The organism is Castellaniella sp. S9 (assembly GCF_027257175.1).
Lineage (GTDB): Bacteria > Pseudomonadota > Gammaproteobacteria > Burkholderiales > Burkholderiaceae_B > Castellaniella.
The window spans coordinates 103,388-128,426 of the sequence record NZ_JAPFGD010000007.1; the positions used below are offsets into that span (position 1 = coordinate 103,388).

General features: G+C 65.9%; 20 protein-coding genes. 3 read left to right on the forward strand and 17 right to left on the reverse strand.

All coding sequences use genetic code 11. From position 1 onward, the window contains the following. Positions 1 to 67 precede the first annotated feature (67 nt). Positions 68 to 2,668 (reverse strand): cyanophycin synthetase, encoded by a 2,601-nt coding sequence (cphA, locus tag OOZ48_RS12760; protein ID WP_269498902.1) that lies wholly within the window; start codon positions 2,666 to 2,668, stop codon positions 68 to 70. A gap of 37 nt (positions 2,669 to 2,705) precedes the next feature. Further along, on the reverse strand, positions 2,706 to 4,910 hold the full coding sequence (locus OOZ48_RS12765) for a cyanophycin synthetase (RefSeq protein ID WP_269498903.1): 2,205 nt from the start codon (positions 4,908 to 4,910) through the stop codon (positions 2,706 to 2,708). A gap of 241 nt (positions 4,911 to 5,151) precedes the next feature. On the opposite strand from OOZ48_RS12765, the gene OOZ48_RS12770 reads away from it, so the two are divergent. Further along, entirely contained in the window at positions 5,152 to 7,398 is a 2,247-nt protein-coding gene (locus OOZ48_RS12770) for a cyanophycin metabolism-associated ABC transporter (protein WP_269498904.1), read from the forward strand. Further along, positions 7,385 to 7,870, forward strand: coding sequence for a cyanophycin metabolism-associated DUF1854 family protein (locus OOZ48_RS12775; RefSeq protein WP_269498906.1), 486 nt, complete (start codon positions 7,385 to 7,387; stop codon positions 7,868 to 7,870). Before OOZ48_RS12770 ends, OOZ48_RS12775 begins: the two co-directional genes overlap by 14 nt. 6 nt (positions 7,871 to 7,876) lie before the next feature. On the opposite strand, the gene OOZ48_RS12780 is transcribed toward OOZ48_RS12775, so the two are convergent. Genes OOZ48_RS12780 through OOZ48_RS12805 form a run of 6 tightly spaced genes read right to left on the reverse strand, consistent with a single transcriptional unit; the run spans position 7,877 to position 14,664 of the window. Next, positions 7,877 to 9,082, reverse strand: coding sequence for a hypothetical protein (locus OOZ48_RS12780; RefSeq protein WP_269498908.1), 1,206 nt, complete (start codon positions 9,080 to 9,082; stop codon positions 7,877 to 7,879). Positions 9,083 to 9,108: 26 nt separating this feature from the next. Further along, a complete protein-coding gene (gene rssA / locus OOZ48_RS12785; RefSeq protein WP_269498909.1) occupies positions 9,109 to 10,011 on the reverse strand; it encodes a patatin-like phospholipase RssA in 903 nt (300 codons plus the stop codon). Between the two features lie 55 nt (positions 10,012 to 10,066). Then, positions 10,067 to 11,791 carry an IlvD/Edd family dehydratase gene (locus OOZ48_RS12790; RefSeq protein WP_269498911.1) on the reverse strand — a complete coding sequence of 575 codons (1,725 nt, stop codon included), beginning with the start codon at positions 11,789 to 11,791 and terminating at the stop codon, positions 10,067 to 10,069. Between the two features lie 44 nt (positions 11,792 to 11,835). Beyond that, a complete protein-coding gene (locus OOZ48_RS12795) occupies positions 11,836 to 12,591 on the reverse strand; it encodes an SDR family oxidoreductase (protein WP_269498912.1) in 756 nt (251 codons plus the stop codon). A 23-nt stretch (positions 12,592 to 12,614) separates the two neighbouring features. After that, the gene (locus tag OOZ48_RS12800; RefSeq protein WP_269498914.1) at positions 12,615 to 13,535 is read right to left on the reverse strand and encodes a 2-hydroxyacid dehydrogenase; all 921 of its coding nucleotides are present in this window, start codon (positions 13,533 to 13,535) and stop codon (positions 12,615 to 12,617) included. Between the two features lie 13 nt (positions 13,536 to 13,548). Next, a complete protein-coding gene (locus tag OOZ48_RS12805) occupies positions 13,549 to 14,664 on the reverse strand; it encodes a mandelate racemase/muconate lactonizing enzyme family protein (RefSeq protein WP_269498916.1) in 1,116 nt (371 codons plus the stop codon). Between the two features lie 166 nt (positions 14,665 to 14,830). Here OOZ48_RS12805 and OOZ48_RS12810 point away from each other — a divergent pair, with 166 nt between their 5' ends. Then, the gene (locus OOZ48_RS12810; RefSeq protein ID WP_269498918.1) at positions 14,831 to 15,691 is read left to right on the forward strand and encodes a LysR family transcriptional regulator; all 861 of its coding nucleotides are present in this window, start codon (positions 14,831 to 14,833) and stop codon (positions 15,689 to 15,691) included. A gap of 11 nt (positions 15,692 to 15,702) precedes the next feature. Here the strand turns inward: OOZ48_RS12810 and OOZ48_RS12815 are convergent, their stop codons facing one another. From OOZ48_RS12815 to OOZ48_RS12855, 9 genes are all read right to left on the reverse strand, one after another. Beyond that, positions 15,703 to 16,626 (reverse strand): SMP-30/gluconolactonase/LRE family protein, encoded by a 924-nt coding sequence (locus OOZ48_RS12815; RefSeq protein WP_269498920.1) that lies wholly within the window; start codon positions 16,624 to 16,626, stop codon positions 15,703 to 15,705. A gap of 10 nt (positions 16,627 to 16,636) precedes the next feature. Then, on the reverse strand, positions 16,637 to 17,470 hold the full coding sequence (locus tag OOZ48_RS12820; RefSeq protein WP_269498923.1) for an NAD-dependent epimerase/dehydratase family protein: 834 nt from the start codon (positions 17,468 to 17,470) through the stop codon (positions 16,637 to 16,639). Beyond that, complete coding sequence (locus tag OOZ48_RS12825; protein ID WP_269498925.1) at positions 17,467 to 18,558, reverse strand: ABC transporter ATP-binding protein; 1,092 nt, start codon at positions 18,556 to 18,558, stop codon at positions 17,467 to 17,469. The genes OOZ48_RS12820 and OOZ48_RS12825 overlap by 4 nt, the downstream gene beginning before the upstream one ends. 64 nt (positions 18,559 to 18,622) lie before the next feature. Then, a complete protein-coding gene (locus tag OOZ48_RS12830; protein ID WP_269498927.1) occupies positions 18,623 to 19,885 on the reverse strand; it encodes an extracellular solute-binding protein in 1,263 nt (420 codons plus the stop codon). Positions 19,886 to 20,049: 164 nt separating this feature from the next. Then, the gene (locus tag OOZ48_RS12835; protein ID WP_269498929.1) at positions 20,050 to 20,883 is read right to left on the reverse strand and encodes a carbohydrate ABC transporter permease; all 834 of its coding nucleotides are present in this window, start codon (positions 20,881 to 20,883) and stop codon (positions 20,050 to 20,052) included. Beyond that, complete coding sequence (locus tag OOZ48_RS12840) at positions 20,883 to 21,785, reverse strand: carbohydrate ABC transporter permease (protein WP_269498930.1); 903 nt, start codon at positions 21,783 to 21,785, stop codon at positions 20,883 to 20,885. Before OOZ48_RS12840 ends, OOZ48_RS12835 begins: the two co-directional genes overlap by 1 nt. Positions 21,786 to 21,863: 78 nt before the next feature. Continuing rightward, positions 21,864 to 22,793: a dihydrodipicolinate synthase family protein gene (locus tag OOZ48_RS12845; protein WP_269498932.1), complete on the reverse strand. Its 930-nt coding sequence runs from the start codon at positions 22,791 to 22,793 to the stop codon at positions 21,864 to 21,866. Positions 22,794 to 23,177: 384 nt separating this feature from the next. Beyond that, positions 23,178 to 23,654, reverse strand: a complete 477-nt coding sequence (ssb, locus tag OOZ48_RS12850; RefSeq protein WP_269498933.1) for a single-stranded DNA-binding protein — start codon at positions 23,652 to 23,654, stop codon at positions 23,178 to 23,180. Between the two features lie 138 nt (positions 23,655 to 23,792). Continuing rightward, on the reverse strand, positions 23,793 to 24,977 hold the full coding sequence (locus OOZ48_RS12855; RefSeq protein ID WP_269498935.1) for an MFS transporter: 1,185 nt from the start codon (positions 24,975 to 24,977) through the stop codon (positions 23,793 to 23,795). Positions 24,978 to 25,039: the final 62 nt, after the last annotated feature.

Genomic DNA, 25,039 nt, shown 5'->3' on the forward strand with positions numbered 1-25,039 from the left:
ATCGATGGCCCCTATATTACCGCAGGACGCCGCGCCCGCCGGGCGCCAGAACACGGCGCCGCGGGCCTCATGCGCATGCCGCGGTACGCGCGGGCGTGCGCGCCTCGGCAATCCGGTTCGCGATGTGCGCGAGCGATTCCTCCACCTGATCGATCAGCACCAGGCACAGGTCGCCCGGGCCCAGCCGCCCGAGGGCGGCGTCGATGGCGAGGAACTCGCCATGGATTTCGCGCAAGTCCGTCATCCGCCGCGCGCAGGCCAGGCCTTCGCGCAACAACGCCAGGACTTCGCCGTCGGCGCGGCCGCGCTGGCACTGGTCCTGATAGAGGATGATCTCATCGAACGCATCGCCCAGGATCTCGGTCTGGCGCCGGATGTCCGCATCGCGGCGATCCCCGGCCCCGCTGATCACCACGCTGCGCCGCCTCGCCGGCATCGCCTCCACGGCCTGCACCAGGGCGAGGATCGCATCCGGATTGTGGCCGTAATCGGCGATCAGCGTCGCACCACGGTAATCGAACACATTGAAGCGCCCGGGCGCGGCCCGCACATCGTTGACGAAGGACACGAGGCCGGCTTCGATCCCGGTCCAGGGAACCTCCAGCGCCCAGGCGGCGGATGCCGCCGCCATCGCATTGTCGACCTGGAAGCCGATCGTACCCAGGCGCGTGATCGGCACGCGGCCGAGTTCGATGCGGTATTCGAAGCCGCCTTCGGCGAACACCATGTCGCCTTGATCCACGCACACGGTCCGGCCGCCTTGGGCCCTATGGGTGGCGATCACCGGATTGCGGCCGTCCCTGGCAAAGAACGTCACCCGTCCCGGACAGTTCCCGGCCATGCCCGCGACGATGGGATCATCCGCATTCAGGACGGCCATGCCGTCCGGGGCCACGTTTTCGACGATGACGCGCTTGACGATCGCCAGGTCCTCGACGGTGCTGATGTAGCTCAGCCCCAGGTGGTCGCCCACGCCGATATTGGTGACCACCGCCACGTCGCAGCGGTCGAAGCCCAGTCCCTCGCGCAAAATACCGCCGCGCGCGGTCTCGAGCACCGCCGCCTGGACGTCGGGATGCAGCAGGACGTTGCGCGCGCTGCGGGGGCCGCTGCAATCCCCGGTGTCGATGCGGCGCCCACCGATGTACACGCCATCGGAGTTGGCCATGCCCACGCACAGCCCCTGTCCGGCGCACAGGTGCGCGATCAGGCGCACCGTCGTGGTCTTGCCGTTGGTGCCGGTCACCGCGACCACCGGGATGCGGCCGTCCTCGCCCGGCGGGAACAGGCTGTCGACGATGGCCGCGCCCACGTCGCGCCCCGTCCCGAAAGACGGGTTCAGATGCATGCGCAATCCTGGCGCGGCGTTCACTTCGACGATGCAGCCGCCGTCGGCGGTCAGCGGTTCGTAGACGTCGCGGGCGATCAGGTCGATGCCGCAGACATCCAGCCCGACCATCTGCGCCGCCGCGACGGCGCTGGCGGCCAGGTCCGGATGCACGTGGTCGGTGACATCGGTGGCGGTTCCGCCGGTGCTCAGGTTGGCGTTGTTGCGCAGGACGACGCACACGCCGGGGGCGGGCACCGAGTCCGGCGTACACCCCTGCGCGGCCAGTGTCGCCAGGGCGATGTCGTCCAGGCAGATACGGGTGAGCGAGGAACCATGCCCCTCTCCGCGCAAGGGATCCTGGTTGATCAAGTCCACGAGTTGGGCGATGCTGCGCGCACCGTCGCCCACGACCTGCGGCGGATCGCGGCGCGCCGCCGCCACGAGCCGGTCGCCCACGACCAGCAGGCGAAAGTCATGGCCGGGGAAGTAGCGCTCCACGATCACGCCATCGCCCTGCGCCCGCGCCACGGCATAGGCGGCCGCCACCTGCTCCCGGCCCTGGACGTCGACGGTCACGCCGCGGCCCTGGTTGCCGTCCCGCGGCTTGACCACGACGGGTCCGCCGATCTCTCGCGCCGCGCGCCACGCGTCCTCGGCATCCTGCACGCAGCGCCCGGCCGGCACCGATACGCCGGCCGCCGCCAGCAGGACCTTTGTCAAGGCCTTGTCCTGGGCGATGGCCTCGGCGATGGCGCCGCTGGCATCGGTTTCAGCCGCCTGGATCCGGCGCTGGCGGCACCCCCAGCCGAACTGGACCAGGCTGCCCGCGGTCAAGCGCCGCCAGGGAATGCCGCGACGTTCGGCGGCCTGCACGATGGCGCCGGTGCTGGGCCCCAGGCGAACGTCCTCGTTGAGCGCAGCCAGGCGCGCCAGGGCCTGGTCCAGATCGAACGGCTCGTCCTGCATCGTCGCGATGCACAGGGCCCGTGCAAGCTCGAAGGCGAGCCGTCCCACGGCCTCCTCGGTATATTCGATCACCACCTGATAGACGCCCGCCTCGAGGGTCGCCGCCGTGCGGCTGAACGCGACCGGACAACCCGCCTGGGACTGCAGGCGCAAGGCCGCGTAGGACAGGATGTGCGCCAGCGAATTGACCCCATCGTGGCCGACCGGACGCAGAATGTCGATGTCGGGAAAACGGGCGCGCAGGCGGGTTTCGAAGGCGTCCATGTCGCCGATGGCGCGTTCGCTCTCGGAACAGGCCACGATGGCCTCGATCGCCGTTCGCCGGCACCACAGGTTGGGGCCGCGCAGGGCGCGCAAACGGGAGACTTCCATGAGGGCTCTTTCCTTTCTGGATCGGAATGGGGGCGAATCAGGACTGCACGGCAACGGCCGAGCCCCGGGCTTCATGGGCGGGAGGCTGCCTGGCGGCCCACCAGGCGCGCACCCCGGCGCGCATCATGTCCACGTCGATATCCAGCATCCAGGCGACCGCCAGCGCGGCCTGCAGGTGCGATAGTCCGCCTTCGACGCCGCCGGCCGGCGGCCCAAGCTCGGCACAGGCCAGGACCGGGATCTCGATGCCGCCCTCGGCCAGGACGATGTGCCGGTCGCGCACCGCGACGGCGCGGCCGCCGGCCGCCAGGTGCGCCGCCACGACCGGCGATGCCTCATCGGTGCTGTAGAACACCACGGCGCCGTCGCACAAAGGCGCCAGACCGGCCACCAAAGGATCATCGGCATTGAGCACGCCGGCACCGCCCGGCAGGACCACGTCCACCTGGGTGCGATACACCTGGCACAGTTGCTCCGGCTGTGTCATATGGAACTCGGGCCAGGTTCCGGCCGGATCGATCGCGGTCACCACGCCGATCCGGCAACGGTCATAGGACAGGCCCTCGCCGAGGATGACCCGGCCGCCGTTCTCGATCACCGCCGCCTGGACCGCCGGGTTGAGCAGCACGCGACGGCCGGCCTCCCAGGTCGCGCAATCCGCGCGCTCGACCTGCCGCTGGCCGAAAAACAGGCCATCGCTGCAGGCCAGTCCGACCGGGCATCCGCCCAGTTGCAGCAAATGGGCCACCAGGCGCGCCACGCTGGTCTTGCCTCGGGTGCCGCTGACGCCGACGACCGGCACGCGCCCGTCGCCGCCGTCGGGAAATAGATACTCGACGATGGCCTGGCCCACCGGACGCGGCGTGCCACTGGCCGGTTTCAGATGCATGAGCAGGCCGGGGCCGGCATTCACCTCGACGACGGCGCCGTCCTGCTCTTCCAAGGGACGCGAGATGTCCCTCGCCACCAGGTCGATCCCCGCAATGTCCAAGCCCACGACCCGCGCGGCCAGCGACACCTGCTCGGCCACCTGAGGATGGACGCGGTCGGTGACGTCGTGGGACACATTGCCGTTGCGCTGGACCATGACCTCGGCGCCGGCGGGCGGCACGGTATCGCCGTCCATGCCTTGGCGCGCCAGCTCCAGGCGCGCGGCGGAATCCAGACGGATCGGGTTCAAGGGGTGATCCTCGTCGCTGCCGCGCCGGGGATCGGAGTTGATCTGCGACTCGATCAGCTGGCGCACGGTCGAATGGCCGTCCCCGACCACCCCGGCCGTCTCTCCGCGTGCCGCGGCGATCAGCCGCCCGCCCACCACCAGCAGACGATGCTCGTCGCCGGAGACGAAGCGCTCGACGATCACACCGCTGCCCTCGTCCACCGCGACCGCATAGGCTGCGTCGACTTCGGCACGGGAACCCAGGTTGGTGAAGACGCCGCGGCCATGATTGCCGTCCGAGGGCTTGAGGACCACCGGCAGCCCGATCGATTCCGCCGCCTCCCAGGCCTCGCCGGCGCTGCCGACGAGCCGTCCTCGCGGAACCGGCACGCCGCAGGCGGACAGCAAGCGGCGGGTCAAATCCTTGTTGCGCGAAATGTCTTCGGCGATGGCGCTGGTGCAACTGGTCTCGGCAGTCCATATCCGCCGCTGGCCGGCGCCGTAGCCCAATTGCAGCAGATTGGCCTCGCTCAGCCGGATGGCCGGGATGTCCCGGTCATCGGCCGCATCGACAATGCACGCGGTGCTGGGACCCAGATTGAGCCCATCGGCCAGTCCGCGCAGCCGATCCACTGCGCCCTGCACGTCGTACGCGCGATCCTCGATGGCCGCCATGACCAGATCGCGCGCGGCATACAGGGCGGCACGGGCGAGAGGCTCATGCCAGGCGCGGATGATGACTTTATAGACCCCGCGCACGGGCGTTTCGCGCGCCCGGCCGAGCCCGCCCGGCATGCCCGCCAGACTTTGCATCTCGAGGGCCACGTGCTCGAGGATGTGGCCCGCCCAGGTGCCCTCGCGCAGCCGCTGCAGGAACCCGCCACGCTCGCCGATGCTGCAGCGATGCTCGATCAAGGAGGGCAGCCAGGCGCTCAAGCGCTCGGCGAAACCGGGGATGGTGTTGGAGGGGCAGTCCTCGAGGCCGCCGATATCGACCAGCGCCTCGATGACGGGCCGATAGGCCCAGATATTCGGCCCGCGCAGATGCACCATATTGATGAAATCAATATATTTCCTGTTCATCCTGGCACCCTGCGTAAGGAGGACCTGACAATCGTTCGACCGGCACGCTCGGCAAGTCGAATTCTGTCGCGCGTGGCACGCATATCATAATCTCGCGCCTGTTGCGAAGCACGAAAAAAACGTCGAAAATTGTATAAAAGGCGCCACAGCGCCGGCCGGGCGTTTCCGGCGCGCCGCACAATCACCCTGGACGAACATCACGCCGCCCGATTCCTCCACTTCCCTGGTACGGGAACGGTTCATGCAGGGTCCCCACGCCGACGCCCCCTTCCTTGCTCCCAGCGCAGACCCGCCGCCAGAACCATGGCGCACGGCTTTGCTGGCTTGCCTCGCCCCGGGCGAGACGCTCCTCGACTGGATGGAGGTCGACCTGGACACGGCACTGCAGTACGGCAGCGGCCTGGTGGTCCTGACGGATCGGCGCTGGCTCGCCCGTCTGGGCGACCAGGCGAACTGGCGGGCGTGGCCCCTGCGGCCGGACCTCGAATTACGCTTGCGGGATCATGCGGGCGTGGGCAGCCTCGAGCTGCGCGATGCCCACGCCCGCCTGGCCCTCTGGCGCTATACCATGGGACTGCACCCGGCGGCGATGCGCCTGGCGGCTCGGCACGAGGCGCTTTGCCGCCCCGGACCGCCGGGTGCCGCCGCCCCCGAGGTGCCGCCCGCCGCAGGCCGCACGCCGCCCTCCGCGGGGTCGCTGCTGCGCCTGTGGCGCTTCGCACGCCCATACCGCGGACGCCTGCTGGCCGGCCTGGCGCTGACCATGGCGTCGACGGCGGCCGCGCTGGTTCCCCCCTACCTGACCATGCCGCTGATGGACGACGTGCTGATCCCGTTCCAGAACGGCAAGCCCATCGACTACGCGCTGGTCTCGGGGTACCTGGGCGCGCTGCTGGGCGCCTCCTTGCTGGCCTGGGTGCTGGGCTGGGGCCGCAGCGTGATCCTCGCGTGGGTGAGCGAGCGCATCGGCGCCGACATGCGCACCGCCACCTACCAGCATCTGCAGCAGCTCCCGCTGCAGTATTTCGGCGGCAAGCGCACAGGCGACCTGATCGCCCGCATCGGCTCGGAATCCGACCGGATCTGCCTGTTCCTGTCGCTGCACCTGCTGGATTTCATCACCGACGTCCTGATGATCGCCATGACCGCCGCGGTGCTGCTGTCGATCAACCCGCTGCTGGCCGTGGCCACGCTCGCTCCCCTGCCCTTCATCGTCTGGCTGATCCACCTGGTGCGCGACCACCTGCGTCATGGTTTCGAAAAAGCCAACCGCGTCTGGTCCGAGATCACCAACGTGCTGGCCGATACCATCCCCGGCATACGCGTGGTCAAGGCCTTCGCCCAGGAACGCCGCGAGGTCGCGCGGTTTCGCGAGGCCAACGACCGCAACCTGGCGATCAACGACCGCGTCAATGCCTTGTGGTCCTTGTTCTCGCCCAGCGTGACCCTGCTGACCGAGATCGGCCTGCTGGTGGTCTGGGTCTTCGGGATCTGGCTGGTCGCCCACGAATCGATCACGGTGGGCGTGCTGACGGCGTTCCTCACCTACATCAGCCGCTTCTACACCCGGCTGGACTCGATGAGCCGGATCGTGTCCTCCACCCAGCAGGCGGCGGCCGGCGCCAAGCGCATCTTCGACATCCTCGATCACACATCCAGCGTGCCCGAGCCCGAGCGGCCGCAACACCTCGAGCAGGTGCGCGGACGCATCGAACTGAGCCACGTGGGCTTTCGCTATGGCAACCGCCACGTCATCCAGGACATCAGCCTGGACATCGCGCCGGGCGAGATGATCGGCCTGGTGGGCCATAGCGGATCGGGCAAGAGCACACTGGTCAACTTGATTTGCCGTTTCTACGATGTATATCAAGGCGCGATCCGGATCGACGGGGTCGACATCCGCGCGCTGCCGGTCGCGGAATACCGGCGCCACATCGGCCTGGTGCTGCAGGAGCCTTTCCTGTTCTTCGGCACGGTCGCCGAGAACATCGCCTACGGCAAGCCCTCGGCCACGCGCGCCGACATCATCGCGGCGGCACGCGCGGCCCATGCCCACGAATTCATCCTGCGACTGCCGCACGGCTATGATTCGCTGGTCGGCGAACGCGGCCAGGCCCTGTCGGGAGGCGAGCGCCAGCGCATTTCGATCGCCCGGGCGCTGTTGATCGATCCCCGCATCCTGATCCTCGACGAAGCCACCTCATCGGTGGATACGACGACCGAGAACGAAATCCAGAAGGCATTGGACAACCTGGTGCGCGGGCGCACGACGATTTCGATCGCGCACCGCCTGAGCACCTTGCGGCAGGCCGACAGGCTGGTGGTGCTGGATCGCGGCCGCATCGTCGAGATCGGCCGCCACGAGGAGCTGCTGGCGCGCAAAGGCGCCTATGCGCGGCTCTACCACGCGCAGGCCCGCGGCGATGCGGCGCCGGCCTCCGCCGTCGGGGACGGCGACTGGCTGGAGGAGGACCATGGACGCGCCTGAACCACCCTGCCGACCGGCATACCGCCTCGAGCGCGATCCCTTCGGGCGTCTGGCCATGGTGCGCGACGGGCGGTGCATCGTCCCCATCACGCCGGTGCGCGCCTTCCCGATCACCGCGTCCGGCGAAGGCATCGCGCTGCTGGACGCCCAGGGCGGCGAGCTTGCCTGGATCGAGCGCCTCGATGATCTGCCCGACGACCCGCGGCACCTGATCGCCGAGGAACTCGCCAGCCGCGAATTCGTTCCCGAGATCCGGCGCATTCGCCGGGTATCGGCCCATACGACGCCCAGCGTCTGGCAGGTCGAGACCGATCGCGGTCCAGCCCAGTTCACTCTGCGGGCCGAGGAGGACATCCGCCGGCTCTCGACCGATACACTGCTGATCACCGACAGCCACGGCGTCCAGTACCTGATCCGCAAGGTCACGGCCCTGGACAAGGCCAGCCGGCGATTCCTCGACCATTTCCTGTAGGCCGGCCTACGCCGCCTGGCTCGATGCCATGCCGGGCAAGCGCAGCGTGCAAGTGCCGGGCCGCACGCAACGGACGTACTCGCGCGTGGCGTCGATGCAACCGCCTTGCGCATACACCCCGGCCGGATCGCGCAGGCGCAGCATGCGCTCGAGAACGGCGGCAACGGCCGTCGGATCGTCCAGGTCCGCACGCACACGGGCCTCGACCACGGCCTCGTCCATGCACGGCCGGCCCGCCGCGTCGCGGCGCAGGCCGTGACGCCAGTGATAAAGCTCGACGCACTTGTGGGTCAGCGAGTAATGCCGCTCGGGCGTCCAGAAGTTCGTGTAGCGGCCCTCGCCCAGGTAGAACACCCAGGACCCTTCGTAGCCCTCGACATTGGCGGAGGCTTCGTCGGGATTGCGAAACCAGAGGCGGTCGCCCGGCACGTAGTAGCGGGCCGGCAGCGGCTCGCGCAGCGACCCGTATTCGTGCAGGAACACCTCGTGGAACTCGCCCGACATGATGGCGCGGGTTTCCCACTGGCGCTGCAGGATGGCCAGGAGGCCGGGATTGCATTCGGCCAGTTCCTGCGCCAACGCGAGCAGCATGACGTACTCGGTGGCCCGGTAGCAGGAAAAGGAATACCGCCGGCCGCCGATCCCGGGCTGGGTGGCCTTGCGCAATGCATCGATCAGGCCGTGTCCCGGGACGATGGTGAACCCGGTGGCCTCGCCATAGGTCCAGCATTCCTCGGGGCGCTCGGCGTGTTCGGTGTCGAAGGACAGCACGGTACGGCGCGCCGCGCGTACGATGCGGCGGCGCAGGCGTACGGCCGAGACCAGTTCATCGTGCGAGGGCAGCTCGAAGGCGATGGGACCGAGCAGCATTGCCGCGAGGATCTCCGTATCCAGGTCGCGGTCCCGGCCCGCGGTGTCCAGGCCCAGCGCCACCGCCAGGCCCGAGGTGTCGTGGCCGGGCGCGCAGCGCGCCGCGGCGTCGGGGCGCAGGCGGAAATCCAGATAGGCGCCCGCCGCATCCCGGCCGCCGCTGGACTCGACCAGGGACGCCAGGCCAAGCGCGGCCAGCCAGGCCCGCATGTGTCGGCCATCCACCGCCAGGCCCTCCCCCGGACCATCCGCGCCGCGCAGCCGGATCCCCGCCCACCACCCCTGCAAAGCAGCGCCCACTGGCGCACGAGTGCCTTGGAATCGATCGCCTTGCTGGAACATCCGAGTCTCCCGATGCGGGCGGGCGATCAACGCCCGCCGAGCGTCTCCCGCAATTCCGGCAGCGCCCGCTGCGCGGCCCGTTCGCCTTCCTCGATCGCGATCGCCGCGCGGTGGTAATCCATCAAGGCAAAGTCCGCCAGCCGGGGCCGGATCATGATGTCCGCCGGTTCGCCCGCAAGGCGGCTGCGGGTGATGCGCACCTGCATGATGTTGAGGCTGAGGCTCAGCACGTCGAAGATCGACGGCATGTCCACGGCGCCTTCGGGCGCGCCTCTGAGGCCGCCGAGCCGCAGCGGCAGGCGGCTCAACACCGAGGCGAGGGCGCCGGGTTCCGCCGCGACGGCCGCCTCGTCAGGCTCGGCATGCCGCCCGATGAGGTCGGCGTTCAGGTCCACCGCGATGACGACGTCCGCTCCCATCGCACGACACAGGGACACGGGCACCGGATTCACCAGCGCGCCATCGACCAGCAGGCGACCCTCGCGCGGCATGGGGGTGAACAAGCCCGGCAGGGCGGCGGAAGCGCGCACGGCATCGAACACGGCCCCCTCGCGCAGCCAGACCTCGCGCCCCGTGGCCAGCTCGGTGGCGACGGCCCCATAGGCCTTGGACAGGCTGGGTATCGTCTTGTCGCTCAGGTGCGCACGCAAAAAAGAGAAGAGCTTTTCGCCATGGATCAGGCCGCCGCCGACGGTGAAATCGAGCAAGCCCACCACACCCTGCCAGGTGAGGTCCCGCACCCAGGTCTCGAGCGGCTGGAGCTGGTCGTCCGCATAGGCCGCGCCGACCAGTGCGCCGATCGACGTCCCGCACACGATGTCGGGCGAAATGCCGGCGTCCTCCAGGACGCGGATGACGCCGATGTGCGACCAGCCGCGCGCCGACCCGCTGCCAAGGGCGAGCCCTATCCTGGGTTGGGATACGCGCATGGCCGTCCTTTCCGAGAGCCCACAGGGCGATGACCCCCCGTTGTAGCACAAAGGCTCAGGCGTCCGGAATACTCCGCGTGAAAGACGGTGGCTGCAGGAAATCGAAATCGCAGCCCTCGTCGGCCTGCAGCACGGTGTCCAGGTAGAGCTTCAGGTAGCCTCGCTCGGCATGCCGGGCCGCGCCCTGCGGACGCGCCGCGGCACGGGCGGCGAGCTCGGCGTCGTCCACCAGCAGATCCAGCGTCCGGTTGGGCACGTCCAGCCGGATCCGGTCGCCGGTCCTGACCAATGCCAGCGGCCCGCCCAGCGCGCACTCGGGCGTCACGTGCAGCACAATGGTGCCGGCGGCCGTTCCGCTCATGCGCCCGTCCGAAATGCGCACCATGTCCGTGACGCCCTGCCGGGCGAGCTTGCGCGGGATCGGGATGTAGCCGGCCTCCGGCATGCCGGGCCCACCCACCGGACCGATGTGCTTGAGGACCAGCACGTCGTCGGCCTGGACCTCCAGGTCGGGATCATCGATCCGCATGGCCAGGTCCTCGCTGTTTTCGAACACCACGGCGCGGCCCTCATGCGTCATGAGCGCGGGGCTCGCGGCGGATTGCTTGATGAGCGCGCCGCCCGGCGCGAGATTGCCGCGCAAAACGGCCAGCCCCCCCTGGGCGAAGATGGGCCGGGCACGCGGCCGCACCACCGTCTGGTCGAAGGCCGGGCCCGCCGCCTCCAGTTCCTCGCCCAGCGTGCGGCCGGTCACGGTGAGGGCGTCCAGGTGCAACAGGGACTTCAGTTCGCGCAAAACGGTGGGCAGCCCCCCCGCCCGGTGGAAGTCCTCCATGTAGTGCTCGCCCGAGGGCTTCAGGTCGACCAGGACGGGCGTTTCGGCGCTCATGCGGTCGACGCGATCGAGATCCACCCGCAGGCCCATGCGCCCCGCGATCGCGGTCAGATGGATCAGTCCATTGGTCGAACCGCCGATCGCGAACAGCACCCGCAAGGCGTTCTCGAAGGCCTGGGTCGTCAGGATGCGCTGCGGCGTCAGGCCGGCCGCGGCCATGGCCACCGCCTGCGTGCCGGTCTGTTCCGCGATCCGGGCCCTGTCCGCCGTCACCGCGGGCGCCGAGGCGCCCCCGGGCAGCATCATGCCCAGGGCCTCTGTCACGCAGGCCATGGTGCTGGCCGTGCCCATCACGCAGCAGGTGCCCACGCTGCCGACCAACTGGTCATTGACCTCGGAGATTTCCGCCTCGCCGATCTCGTCGGCGCGATAGCGCGCCCAATAGCGCCGGCAGTCCGTACAGGCCCCCACGGTCGTCCCGCGATAGGCGCCCGTCAGCATCGATCCCGTCACCAGCTGGATGGCCGGAATGCCGGCCGACGCCGCGGCCATGAGCTGGGCGGGGACGGTCTTGTCGCAGCCGCCGATCAGCACCACCGCGTCCATGGGCTGGGCGCGCAGCATTTCCTCGGTCTCCATGGACATGAGATTGCGCAGAAACATGCTGGTCGGATGCGCAAAGCTTTCGTGGATGGAGATCGTCGGAAAGGGAATCGGAATGCCGCCGGCCAGCATCACGCCGCGCCGGACGGCATCGACCAGTTGCGGGGCATTCCCATGGCAGGGATTGAATCCGCTGCCGGTGTCCGCGATGCCCACGATCGGCCGGTCCAGCGCATCGTCCGTATATCCCGCCCCCTTGATGAAGGCCTTTCGCAGGAACAGGGAAAACCCCGTGTCGCCGTACTGGGTCAGTCCTTTCTTCAATCCCGTCGCCTTGGCCATCCTCGTCCCCTATGCCGTTCTCATGCCATCAACGCCGTTCCCGCCTAGCCGCGCCCGACGAAGGGCATGCGGGTCGCCATGACCGTGTGGAAAAGGACGTTGGCCTCGAGGGGGAGGTTCGCCATATAGAGGACGGACTGCCCGACGATACCGACGTCCATGATGGGCTCGGAGGTCACCTGGCCATTGGCTTGCGGCACGCCCTGCGCCGTGCGGACGGTCATGTCGGTGCCGGCATTGCCGATGTCGATCTGGCCGACCGCGATGTTGTACTTGCGCCCATCCAGCGACGCGGTCTTGGTCAAGCCCGTGACGCCGTGCTTGGTCGCCGTGTAGGGGATGGAATCAGGACGCGGCGCATGGGCCGAAATCGAGCCGTTGTTGATGATGCGGCCGCCTTGCGGGTCCTGCGCCTTCATCACGCGAAACGCCTCGCGGATGCACAGGAACATGCCCGTCAGGTTGACGTCGACGACCGTCTGCCATTGTGCGAGGCTGAGGTCTTCGAGCGGCACGCGGGCGGATGCGCTGCCCGCGTTGTTGAACACCACGTCGACCCGGCCGAAGCGCTGCACGCAGGCGGCGAACAGCGCGGCGACGGACTGCTCGTCGCACACATCGGTCGGTACGGCCAGGACGCGGTCCGCGGCGCCCGATTCGGCGGCGACCTCGTCCAGCGGCGCGGCGCGGCGCCCGCCCAGCACGACGCGATAGCCGTCGCCCAATAAGGCCAGGGCGGCTGCCTTGCCGATGCCGCTGCCGGCCCCCGTGACGATGGCGACCTTGGTTTGCCCATGCATTGCGTAACCCTCCGAACGTGGTCTCAGACGGGCGTCAGTACGCTGCCGTCCCGAAAAAAGTGCTCGAGATTGTTCAGGGCCAGTATCGCCATCGCGTGCCGCGTCTGGTGGGTCGCACTGCCGATGTGCGGCAACAACAGGACATTCTCGAGTTCCAAAAATCTCTGGTCGATCCGCGGCTCGTTCTCGTAGACGTCGAGGGCCGCACCGGCAATGATACCGCCGGCCAGGGCCTCCAGCAGACTGTCCTCATCCACCAGCGAACCCCTGGCGATGTTGACCAGGTACGCGTCCGGGCCCAGCGCCCGCAGGACCTCCCGGCCGATCAGGTGGCGGGTGGCCGGGCCTCCGGGCGCCGTGACGACCAGGATGTCGCTGTCGTTGGCGAGCGCCAGGATATCCGGCTGGAAACGATACCGCAGGCCTTGGTCGGTGCGCCCATGGTAGGCCAGCCGCACGTCGAAGCCCTCGAGGCGCGCGGCGATCTCCTTGCCGATCCGGCCCAGGCCCACCATGCCGACCCGCTTGCCGGCCAGGCTTTCGCCCAAGGGCCATTGCACGGCGCCCCATCGGCCCGCGCGAACGTACCGATCGGCCGCGGGCAGGCGGCGCAGGAGCGAGAGCATCATGCCGATGGCCAGTTCGGCCACCGCGCTGTTCAGGACATCCGGCGTGTTGGTCACGCGGATGCCCAGATCCCTGGCCAGTTCGACGGGTATGCCGTCGTAGCCGACGCCGCAGGTGGCAATGATCCCCAGGTGTGGCAGGGTGCGGACGAGATCCGCGGGCACTTCGTAATTGCTGCGGGTGATGATGCCGCGCACGCGAATGCGCAAGCCCTCGTCGCGCTCGATGTCGGATCGATGGTGGCACTGGTACCGCTCATCGATCATCGCTTGCACGAAAGGCGGGAACTCGCCGATCTGCAGCAGATGTTCCTTCATTGGATGCCCTCGCCTACTCCCATTGGGTCAGCTTCGAGATGAACTTCTCGTCGAAATTGAACCCCAGCCCCGGATCCTGGTGCAGGCGGACCCGTCCGCCCTCGAAGGACAGCTGCCGGTCGATCAGGTTCCTGAAGTTCAGAACCTGATCATTGCAGAAAAACTCGACGCAGCGCGCATTGGGGGTGCTGGCCACCAGCGGCGCATGCAGGTCGTGGAACCAGTGCGGATACATCACCAGCCCATAACTGGCCGCGGTCTGGGCGATGCGGCGCCATTCGGTGATGCCGCCGCAGACCGCGGCGTCGGACTGCAAGATGGACGCGGCCTCCTTGTCCATGAGGACCTTGTGGTACCAGCGGCCATAGCCGATTTCCCCCGTCGCCACGGGGACTTTCGTCAGGCGTGCGAGGCGGGCATGGTTGTCGATGTCGTCCGGCGAAAAGGGCTCTTCGAAGAAATAGGGATCGTAGGCCTCGAAGCGCCGGACGTAGCGCATGGCCTCGGTCACGTCGGACCATGCGTTGTTCATGTCCATCATGATGTCGACATCCGGCCCTACGGCATCGCGCACGGCCTTCAGGCGGATTTCCTCTTCGCCCGGCGTCAAGCGCCCGGATTTCATCTTGACGGTGTTGAACCCCATGGCGACGTAGTCGGTCATTTCCTTGGCCAGTTCCTTGGGGCCCTTGCCGTCCAGGTAATAACCGCCGCTGGCGTAGGCCGCCACGGAGTCCAGCTCGAACGCCCCGAGATACTTGTGCAGCGGCAATTGATGGGTCTTGGCGTTGAGGTCCCACAAGGCGATGTCCAGCGCGCTCAGCGCGCGCATGACGGTGCCGTAACGCCCCTGCAGCAGGGCCTCCTGGTACATTTTCGCCCACAAGGATTCCACACCGTACGAATCGGCCTGCAGCAGCAGCGGGGAAAAGAGCTCTTTCACGGCCTTGGTGAATACGCTGCCGCCGGAGCTGCCCACATAACAAAACCCGATGCCTTCGACACCCTCGGTCGAGCGGACCTTGACGAGGCCGTAGTGTCGGGTCGTGACGGTTCTATTCGAAAACGCAGTCACTTTATCGAGCGGGACGGCAGGTGCGCAGGTCTCTACGGATTCGATGATCGGCATGGCATTTCCTTGTTTCGAGATGGCGAAAAACCGGGCATATGTCCCGGTGAATATATTCTTGGCGATCGGGAATAAATGTACAATTATCTTTTCCTGTGTTTAGAGAGAATGGAAAGTATTTTTCCCCTAAAATGATCCGTTCTTCATCACCACGCCAGGCTTGTCAATGGATATCAGATTTCTCGAGAGCTTCGTCCAGGTGGTGGAACTCGGCTCCATCGCGGAAGCCGCCAGGACGCTGCACCTGACGCCGACAGCCATCTCGATGCGCATCAAGGCGCTCGAGGATCAGGTCCACACCCGGCTGATCGAACGCGCCGGGCGCACGGTCATGCCGACGGAGTCGGGCACGAAAATCCTGGCCCAGGCCAAACTGATATTGGCGGAGGTCGACGTTCTCAATTCGCTGGCCACGAACGACGAACTGCCAGCCGGCCCCCTGACGCTGGGCGCCATTCCCTCGGTCATGAACGGCATGCTGCCGGCAATGCTCAGAAAATGGATACAAAAACACCGCAATATCCAGATTCTCATAGAACCCGCGGCCTCGACGATTCTCTATCAGCGCGTCATTCAAAATCAATTGGACGCCGCCATTTTGACCAAGCCGCTGTTCGAGCTGCCCAAGACCTGCCATTGGCAGCTTCTGCGCACCGATACGATTATCCTGTTGACGCCTGCATCCACCCCTCCAAAAGCACCATTCGATATTATTCGGGAAAATCCGTTCATCCGTTACGACCGACGCGTGGTCGGCGGCAAGATGGTGGATGATTATTTAAAGGCCCATGACATCGTGCCTGAAACCATACTCGAGCTCGACGGCATCAATCATATTGCCGACCTCGTGAAAAACGGCCTGGGCGTCGCCATATTGCCCAGCTCCGCAGCCCACGGCATCCAGGATCCGGCGGTCCTCCAATACAAGCTGCCGGGACCCACCCCCACCCGTTCGATCGGGCTGCTCTGGCTGCGGTCCACCGCGCGCAAAGGCCTCGTCCAGGAATTCGGCAAGATCGCGCTTTGAGACCGGCTGTGCTACGAATGTGAATACATCGGCTGTCCTGGAACCTCCAGTTCGGCCTTCAGGATCGAACCCGAATCCGATTCGGTGATGTAAAGCGTTTTATTTTCCGGTCCGCCATACGCCAGGTTGGTGATGGACAGGCCTTCGCATGAATTGATGCGTGCCAGGGGCTCCCCCAGCCGGCTGAACAGCCACACCACGCCCAGCCCGATGTGCGCCACCGCCAGATTGCCCGCGCTATCGATGGCCAGGCCGTCGGGGCCGCCCAGGGCGCCCGACAGCTGGATGAAATTACCCACCTTGTAGGGCATGCCGGTCAGGGGCGACAAGGGCACCCGCCAGACACAATTGCCGCGGGTGGCATTGACGAAGACCGCCTTTTCATCGAGGCTCAGAACCAGGCCGTTGGGACTGGGGATGTTATCGAGCAGGCGGTCGAGCCGGCCTGCCGCCGTATAGCGATAGAGGCAGCCGCTGGGATCATGCAGCCCCGTCATGCCCTGATCGGTGAAATACAGGTCGCCATTGCTGGCAAAGACCAGGTCATTGATGCCCTTGAAGCGATCCAGTATCGAACGTTCCAGGAACGGCTCGATCCGGCGCGTCGCGGGGTCGAGGACCATGATGCCGTGGCGATAGTCGGCGACGAAGACACGTCCGTCCCGGTGGATCTTCAGGCCGTTGGGCTCTCCGTCGTACTGGACCACGACCTCGACGTCGGCCCCATCGGGGCTGATCCTGAGGATACGCCCCCAGGCGACGTCCACCACATAGAGATAGCCCTCGCGGTCGAACGAGGGGCCCTCCAGGAAACATTCGGTGGCGGCGCCGCCGCGCTGCACGTCGACCCACCGGTTCGAACGGCCGCGAATTCGGAGCGAATCCGGAATTCTGGCAAAAACCGTGGTCTGGATCACTGGCGGTGCGGCGTACATGATGTCTCCTCTACGAAATGCGATCGGTGGAGCCGACGAATTCCAGCGGGCAATAGAAGCCGCCATGGAATTGCGCGGCGATGGGATCCTCGGGAATGTTCTGTGCCAGGATCTCGGCCGCGAATGCTTCAGAGTCGTCCTGCGGCCGGTAGCCCAGGAATTTCACGTTCGAATTGTCCCAGCGGCTGCGCAGATTGTTGGACACGCCATAGGCCACGACGAAGTGATAGGACTCGTGCTCGATGCAGCAGCGCACCAGCTGGGCCATATCGCGATGGCTGATCCACGTCAGCAACTGGCGGGATTCCGTCGGGCGGTCGGGGCTGCGGAAGGTGCCGATGCGCAAACACGCCACCGAGAGGCCGTACTTGTCGGCATACATCCGGCCGACGGCCTCGCCGAACACCTTCGAGATCCCGTAGCGCGAGTCCGGGCGCGGCTGCACCGTGTCGTCGAGGAACCGTTCCCGGCGATGGTAGCCGACGGCGTGATTGGAACTGGCAAAAATGACGCGGCGCACGCCTTTGCGGCGAGCCGCCTCGAACACGTTGTAGCAGCCCTCAATATTCATCGGCAGGATCTTTTCCCAGGTGTCCGCGCCCGGGATGCCGGCCAGATGGATGACGCAATCGATGTCCTGCATGCAGCGTTCGATGGAATCCATGTCACGCACGTCCATGCGGCAGACCTCCTCGCGACCCTGCGCCGGCTCCTGGTCGGCGATGTCGGCGAGGCGCAGCAGCGCATACCGATCGCGCAGATGCGTGCGCAGGCACATGCCGATGTTGCCGGCCGCGCCGGTGATCAGCACACGAAGGTTCTCCGGTGTCGTAAAAGGCGTCATTTGATCAACCACTCTGTTTCGGGATGGAAAAAGCTCAACTGGTCGCTGACGATGGACAGGCTGACCGCATCCCCGGTCTGCAGGTGTCCCTGCGGGTCCACGCGGGAGACGGTCAGCGACCACCCCTCGACCCGGACCTGCAGCAAGATTTCGGAACCGAGCTGCTCGATGACCTCGACATGCCCGGACCCCGCCGGATCATCGGACGGCTTGATGGAGACATGCTCGGGGCGTATGCCCATGGTCACACGGCGATCCACCCACGGCGCCAAGGTCTGGCGGCATCGCTCGGGCACCCGCAGGCGCAGGCCGGGCGCATGCGCCATCAACACGCCATCCTCGGCGCGGATCTCGACCTCGACGAAGTTCATGGCCGGCGCGCCGATGAAGCCGGCGACGAATTTATTGGCGGGCTCGGTATAGACCTCGAGGGGCGTGCCGCATTGCTGGATGCAGCCGTCCTTCATCACCACGACGCGATCGCCCAGCGTCATGGCCTCGACCTGGTCGTGCGTGACGAAGACGGACGTGGTGGGCACCTGGGTCCGCAGCCGCTTGAGCTCGAGGCGCATCTGCGTGCGCAGCTTGGCATCCAGGTTGGACAGCGGTTCGTCGAACAGAAAGGCCTGAGGGTTGCGGACGATGCAGCGCCCCAGGGCGACCCGCTGCTGCTGGCCGCCGGAGAGCTGGCGCGGCCGCCTTTGCATCATCTCGCCCAGGCCCAGTATGCCGGCCACCTGATCGATGGATTTTTTGATTTCGGCCTCCGGGACCTTCTTGTTGCGCAAGCCGAAGGCCAGGTTGTCATAGACGGTCATGTGCAGGTACAAGGCATAGTTCTGGAAGACCATGGCGATATCGCGGTCCCGCGGCGGCAGGTCGTTGACCACGCGGCCGCCGATACGGATCTCGCCGCTGCTGATGTCCTCCAAGCCTGCGATCATGCGCAGGGTCGTCGATTTTCCGCAGCCCGAGGGGCCCACCAAAACGACGAATTCCTTGTCCGCAATGGTCAGATCCACGTCCTTGACGGCATGGTGGGCGGTCCCGTAGTGCTTGTTGACCTGGCTTAAAACAATTTCACTCATTGTGGGTCTCATGTGAGAGCGATCCGCGCCGCCCGCGGGGGCGCGGATCACCTATTGCGTGAGATTACTTGGTTGCTGCAGCGTGAATATGTTCATCGCCTTCTGCTAGCGCCTTGGCGATGTCCGCACGGTCGCCGGTAATCGCCTTGGTCATCGCATCGTTATAGGCCTTGTGCACGGCGGACCAGTTCGGGAAATAGTATGCCGAATGCACCTTGTCGGGATTATTCAGATACATCTCCAGGAGCTTCTCCATGAAGGGGTCCGCTTTGGCGATTTCAGGCCAGAAATCGACGTTGGGCGGCGGGGCGCCGGTCTTTTCCCAGAAGGCGAGCTGGCCTTCCTTGTCCATCATAATGGCGCCCAGCATTTCCTTGGCCAATGCCTTGTTGGCCGCGGGCGCCGCCTTGGGAATGGCCCAGCCCCAGATCTCGTCCCAGTTGCGGACGACCTTCCCGTTCGGACCCAGCGGGAACTTCGCCAGACCCACATTCCCGGCCACCTTGGATTTCTTGGGATCGTTGAAATCGCCCCAGTACGTGGTATCGGCAACGGTGAACGCGGCATTGCCGGCCGTAAAGACGGCGTTGGCCTCGTTGCGCCCGTAAGCCGGCATGCCGGCCGGAATGAGCTTGTCCTTGTTCAGCGCATCCCACCAGAACTCGGCGACCTGTTGACCGCAAGGCTGGCCGATCCCGCCCTTCCAGCCGTTCTTCGCGAGCACCGCGTTGTCACGCGTGTGCATGGGCAGCATCACGTCGCACTCGTTGTTCCACAAGGTCCAGAGCGTGGAGTTCCAGTCGGCGTTCTTGTCCATGCCGCCGACAAAGCCATACTTGACCTTGCCCTCGGATTGCAGCTTCTTGCCCAAGGCGACGAGTTCGGCCCAGGTCTTGGGCAGCTCGCTTTCCTTGATCAGGTCCGTCCGGTAAAAGAGCGCGCCCAGGGTTTCCCCCATGGGGACGACCGTGATCTTGCCCTCCTTGTTGGCGAAGATGATGGGGTCGTTGCTCCATTTATCCGCGTGCTTCAGGGCATCGATGTCATCCACGGGCTCCAGCAAGTGCGCCCAGAGCTGGCCCCAGTCGTCGTTGTGCCAGATCACGTCATACTGGTCGGCCCCGGACGTCAGCGACGCGGTCATCTTTTCGACGTACACGCCGTACGAGTTGGGGATCTTGACGATCTTGACGTTGTTCGCCTCACCCCACTTGACCATCATGTCGATCGATGATTCCTGCATGGGATTGGGCTGGTACGCAATGCGCAATTCCTTTTGCTGCGCCATGGCGCTACCCATCGCCAGCCCGGCGCCGGCAATGCTCAATATGAATAACCGCTTTAGTTTTAGTTTGGTCACCTCAGCCTCCTCGAGTTAGGTTGGCTTTCACCAACAAAGATTTGATACGGACTTCTGGGTCAGGTCATGGGCAATACCTCCGTTTGCTCGGGCATCGGCAGCCCGCCTGCCGGCGGGCACCATGCGCAGGATCAGATCTTGAGGCCGCGCAGCACATACTTCTGCCCGAACAGGGTCAACAGGAAGGCCGGCACCAGGGCCAGCACCGCCGTTGCGGCCATCAGGTTCCATTGCATGCCCATTTCGGAGACGAACTGCGCCATGACGACGGTCGTCAGGGGCGTGTGCTGTCCGGACAGAATCAGGGCAAAGAGAAATTCGTTCCACGAAAACAGCCAACTGAGGACGGACAAGGCCGAGATCGCCGGGATGGCGGACGGCAGCGCGACCCGCAGGAAGGCCCCCCAGCGCGTGCAGCCATCGATCAGCGCGGCATGCTCCATGGCGGGATCGATGCCGTCGAAGAAACCCTTCATCAGCCACGAGAAAAAGCAGATGTGGACCGCCACGTGGGCCAGGAACAGCCCCGTGTACGTATCGTAGAGGCCGTACTGCTGCTCGACGAAATACAGGGGCAGGACCCAGGTGACGAAAGGCACGCAGCGCAAGGCATAGATGGTGCCGAACCAGGTGCGGGCGATCGGCCCCTTGAGGCGCGACAGCATGTAGCCGCTGGACACCGTCACGAGGATCGAAAAAAACGTCGCGACCGTCGCCACCACCGCGCTATTGAAGAACGCCAGCGTGACCCGGGGGTTGTCGAGCACCTGCCGGAAGTTGTCCAGCGTGAAATTCGTGCCTTTGTAGACGTAATAGATGTCCGATTCCGGCCTGACCGAGGTCAGGATCAGCCACAGGACGGGGAAGGCGAACAGGAAGCATGTGATGGACATGCCGACGATGAACGGGAGTCGTCGCGCGCCCGGCGTAAACGCCGCAAAGATCGAGTGTTGGACCTTGTTCATCACGAACCCTCCCGCACATGGCCGAGCACGCGATACAGCAGCAGCCCGGCCACGAGAATGATGACAGCGCCGATCATGGCGGCCGCCGTGCCTTTGGCAAAATCCAGGAAGACAAAGGCCTCCTCGTAGGCATAAAGGCTGAATAGTTCGGTCTGGCGCGCCGGCCCGCCGCCGGTCAGGGCCCAGACGGTGTCGAAGGTCCGGAATGCGTCGATCGCGCGGATCACGATGCAGACGATGATGACCGGCCGCAGCATGGGCAGCGTCAGATAGCGGAACACGCGCCAGCGGGTCGTGCCGTCGATCTGCGCGGCCTCGAAGGGTTCGCGCGGCAGGCTCTGCAGCCCCGCCAGCAACAGCAGCGTGAACCACGGCGCCCACAGCCAGATATCGGTCAGCACGATCACGCTGAACGCGGTCCAGCGCTGCACCAGCCAGGGCAGGCCGCCGATGCCCACGGCGTCCAGGACGACGTTCACGATGCCGAACTGGTCATTGAAGATCCAGCGCATCATGATGGCGGCGATGACCGGCGCGACCATCAGGGGCAGCAGCAGCACCGTCTGGACGAATTTCTGGCCGCGAAAGACCCGGTTCATGGCGACTGCCAGCGCCAGGCCGATCACCAGCGAGATCACGACGCTGCAGAACATGAACAGGAACGTATTGGGCATGACGACCGTGAGGAACGCCGGATCCGTCAGAACCTTCTCGTATTGCGCCAGCCCAACCCAGGTTTTTTTCGGGTTGTACAGCATCCAGTCGCGAAAGCTGGCGCTGGTCCCCATGATGATGGGGATCAGCTGGAAGAATGTCAGTATGGCGGCTGCCGGGACGATCAGCATCAGCGCGAAACGCTGCTGCTCTCCGAACCATCTGCGCCTGCTCGGTTTCCGAGTCATTGTGGGTGGTCTCCTAATGATTGGAATTCTTATTGCGGTCTAGATGCTCCTGCGGCAATGACGGATCCGGGCGTGACGTCAGACGGCGCCCACGGCGGCATTGGGGGTGAACCGGAGGGCCGCCAGGTCCTCCTTCAATTGACGAGCCTGGTCCGGCGTCAGTTCCACGAGCGGGGGCCTCAGGACCGCCCATTCAGGGTCGTCCTGCTGCAGGGCGATGGCCGCCTTCATGGCCGGAATCATGGGCTGCCGCTGGAAGGCGGCCCGCACGGCATTGAGGGCGGCTTGCTGGCTGTCGGCATCCTCGGCCTGCCAGCTGGCGTGCAGATGGGCGATCGCCGCGGCATTCACGTTGCCGGTCGCCGTGATGCAACCCGCGCCACCGTGCCGCATGGTCTGCAGCAGGAAGGGCTCGCTGCCCGCGAACACGTCGAAACCGTGGGGCTGGAATTGTTCCAGCATCCCCAGGGTGTTGTTCCAGTCGCCCGAGCTGTCCTTGATGCCGGCGACGGTGCCGGGGAAGTCCTTGAGCAGGCGCTCGATCAAGGCATAGCTGATGCCGACCTGGCTGACGGGGGGAATGTGATAGAGATAGACCTGCAGGCGCGGATCGGCCACGGCCTCGATGATGGTGGCGAAGTTCCGGTACAGGCCCTCGTCGCCGACCCCCTTGTAGTAGAACGGCGGGAGCATCAGCACGCCGGCGCAACCGGCCCCGACCGCATGGCGCGTGAGCTCGATCGAATCGCTGATCGAGCAGCAGCCGGTCCCCGGCATCATTCTGGCCGGCGGAATGCCCGCGTCGATCAGGACGTCCAGCAGGCGCCTTTTTTCCGGGACGGACAGCGAATTGGCCTCGGAGTTCGTGCCGAAGACCGCCAGGCCTACATCCAGGTCGACCAATGTCCGGCAATGCGCGACGAAACGCGGTTCGGAAATTGAATAATCGCTGTTGAACGGAGTCAGCACGGGCGATAATACGCCGCGTATCCGATGAGGAATTGCCATGGTCGATCCTCGTGCCGGTTTTTCTGTGAAACCTAGTATGGCATGGGGTTTTATCGATTAGAAGTCGTTTCCCTTTGGTTCAGAAATCACTTTTTTTTCATTTGGGAATCAAGACCTACAGTTTGTTTACAGTCTTTCCAAAATACTGGTCGGCCGCTGTCGGGGACTTTCCAAAATACTGGCCGAATCCCTCCGGAAAACCACATGGGCAAGACCGCCATGCATAAAAAAACCTCTGGATTCACAGAGGTTTTTTTATGCATGGCGGCCTGTGCCATTGCAGGCATGCGCGGCGCCGCAGACCACCGGGAGCATTGAATCTATGCGCCGCAACGACGTATACGGAGTATCCCTAGAAGGGAGTATCCCTAAAAGGGAAAATCCCTAGAATGGAATATCGTCGTCCATGTCGGCCAGGTTGCCGGCCGGCGCGGCTGCCGGCGCCGCGGGGCGCGGCTGCTGCGCGGGACGCCGTGCGGGAGCCTGGCTGAAACCGCCCGTATCGCCGCCGCCCTCGCCGCTGTCGCGCCCGCCCAGCATCTGCATCTGGTCGGCGACGATTTCCGTGCTGTAGCGGTCGGCCCCGGTTTCCTTGTCCTGCCACTTGCGGGTCTTGAGCCTGCCCTCGACGTAGACCGCGCGTCCCTTGCGCAGGTATTCGCCGGCGATCTCGGCCAGGCGGTTGTAGAACACCACGCGATGCCATTCGGTTTCCTCGCGGCGCTCGCCGGTGGCCTTGTCCTTCCATTGGGAGGTGGTGGCAATCGACACGTTGCAGATCGCCGCGCCGTCAGGACTGTAGCGGACTTCGGGGTCGCGCCCCAGGTTGCCGACGAGAATGACTTTGTTGACGGAGGCCATGATGTAGATCCTGTGATGAATTGCGGGTGCATCCATTATCGGCGAAGCGGCTCGCCGGGCGGCACCGGATTGCTGTCAGCCGGACATTATCGCCCAGCACGGCAGCTACGTAAAACAGCAGCCGGCCTGCGGACGGATTCAGCGCGATTCGCGGAACCCGCGCGCCGTATACAGCCAGACCACCGACAGCATGGCGCCCACCCAGAACACCGCCGCCGAGCCGCCCCAGCGCACCAGCACGCCGCCCAGCACGCCGCCGGCGAACACCCCCAGGGATTGCGCGGTGTTGTAGAAGCCCAGCGCCAGGCCTTTGTAGTGGGGCGGCGCCGCGCGCGACACCAGCGAGGGCTGCAGCGCCTCGAGGATATTGAAGGCGACGAAGAACCCCACCAGCGCCAGCACCGCCGGATAGAACGCATCCTGCAGCCACGGCAGCAGGCCCAGCACCACCACCAGGCCCATCACCGCCCACTCGAGGGCCGCCTTGTGCGCCTGGCGCTTTTCGGTGACGAAGACCGCCGGCACCATGAATACGAAGGAGGCGAGAATCACGGGCAGGTAGACCTGCCAGAGGCTGGAGGAATCGTAGCCGCCCAGGCGCCCCAGCAGACCGGGCGCCACCATGAACACCGCCATCAGGATGAAGTGCAGGCAGAACACGCCGAAATTCAGGCGCAGCAGGCCCTTGTGGCCCAGCACGTCGCGGGCGGTGGCCTGCACGATGTCGGCCTCGGAGCGCGGCACCGAGGGCACGAAAAACATCGCGATCAACAGGCAGACGAAACCCAGCAGGCTGATCGCCCAGAACAGCCCCGACAGTCCGAACTCGCCCACCAGCATCGGCGACAGCACCAGCGAGAGCGCGAAGGAAATCCCGATCGAGCCGCCCACCATCGCCATGGCGCGCGTGCGCACCTCGGGCCGGGTGGCGTCGGCGATCCAGGCCGTGATCGCGGCGGACACGGCGCCCAGCCCCTGGATCACCCGGCCCACCGTCACCCAGTCGACCGACGCAGCCATGGCGCACACCACCCCGCCGATGACGAACAGCAGCATGCCGAACACGATCACCGGCCGGCGGCCGTAGCGGTCGGACGCCATGCCCAGGGGAATCTGCATGACCGCCTGGGTCAGGCCGTAGGCGCCCAGGGCCAGTCCGACACGCGCGGGGTCGTTGCCGCCCACCAGCGAGGTGGCGGCGACCGCGAAGATCGGCGTCAGCAGGAACAGCCCCAGCATGCGGGCGGCAAACAAGGCCGCCAGCGACAGGCTGGCACGCCGCTCGAGGGGCGTCAGCTTCAGGGCGGTGGACGAGTGTGGCATGGTGGTCGGGGTGCGTGGTTCGGATCGAAGGGGGCTGCGCGTTATAGTAGCAAGTTGGTCTT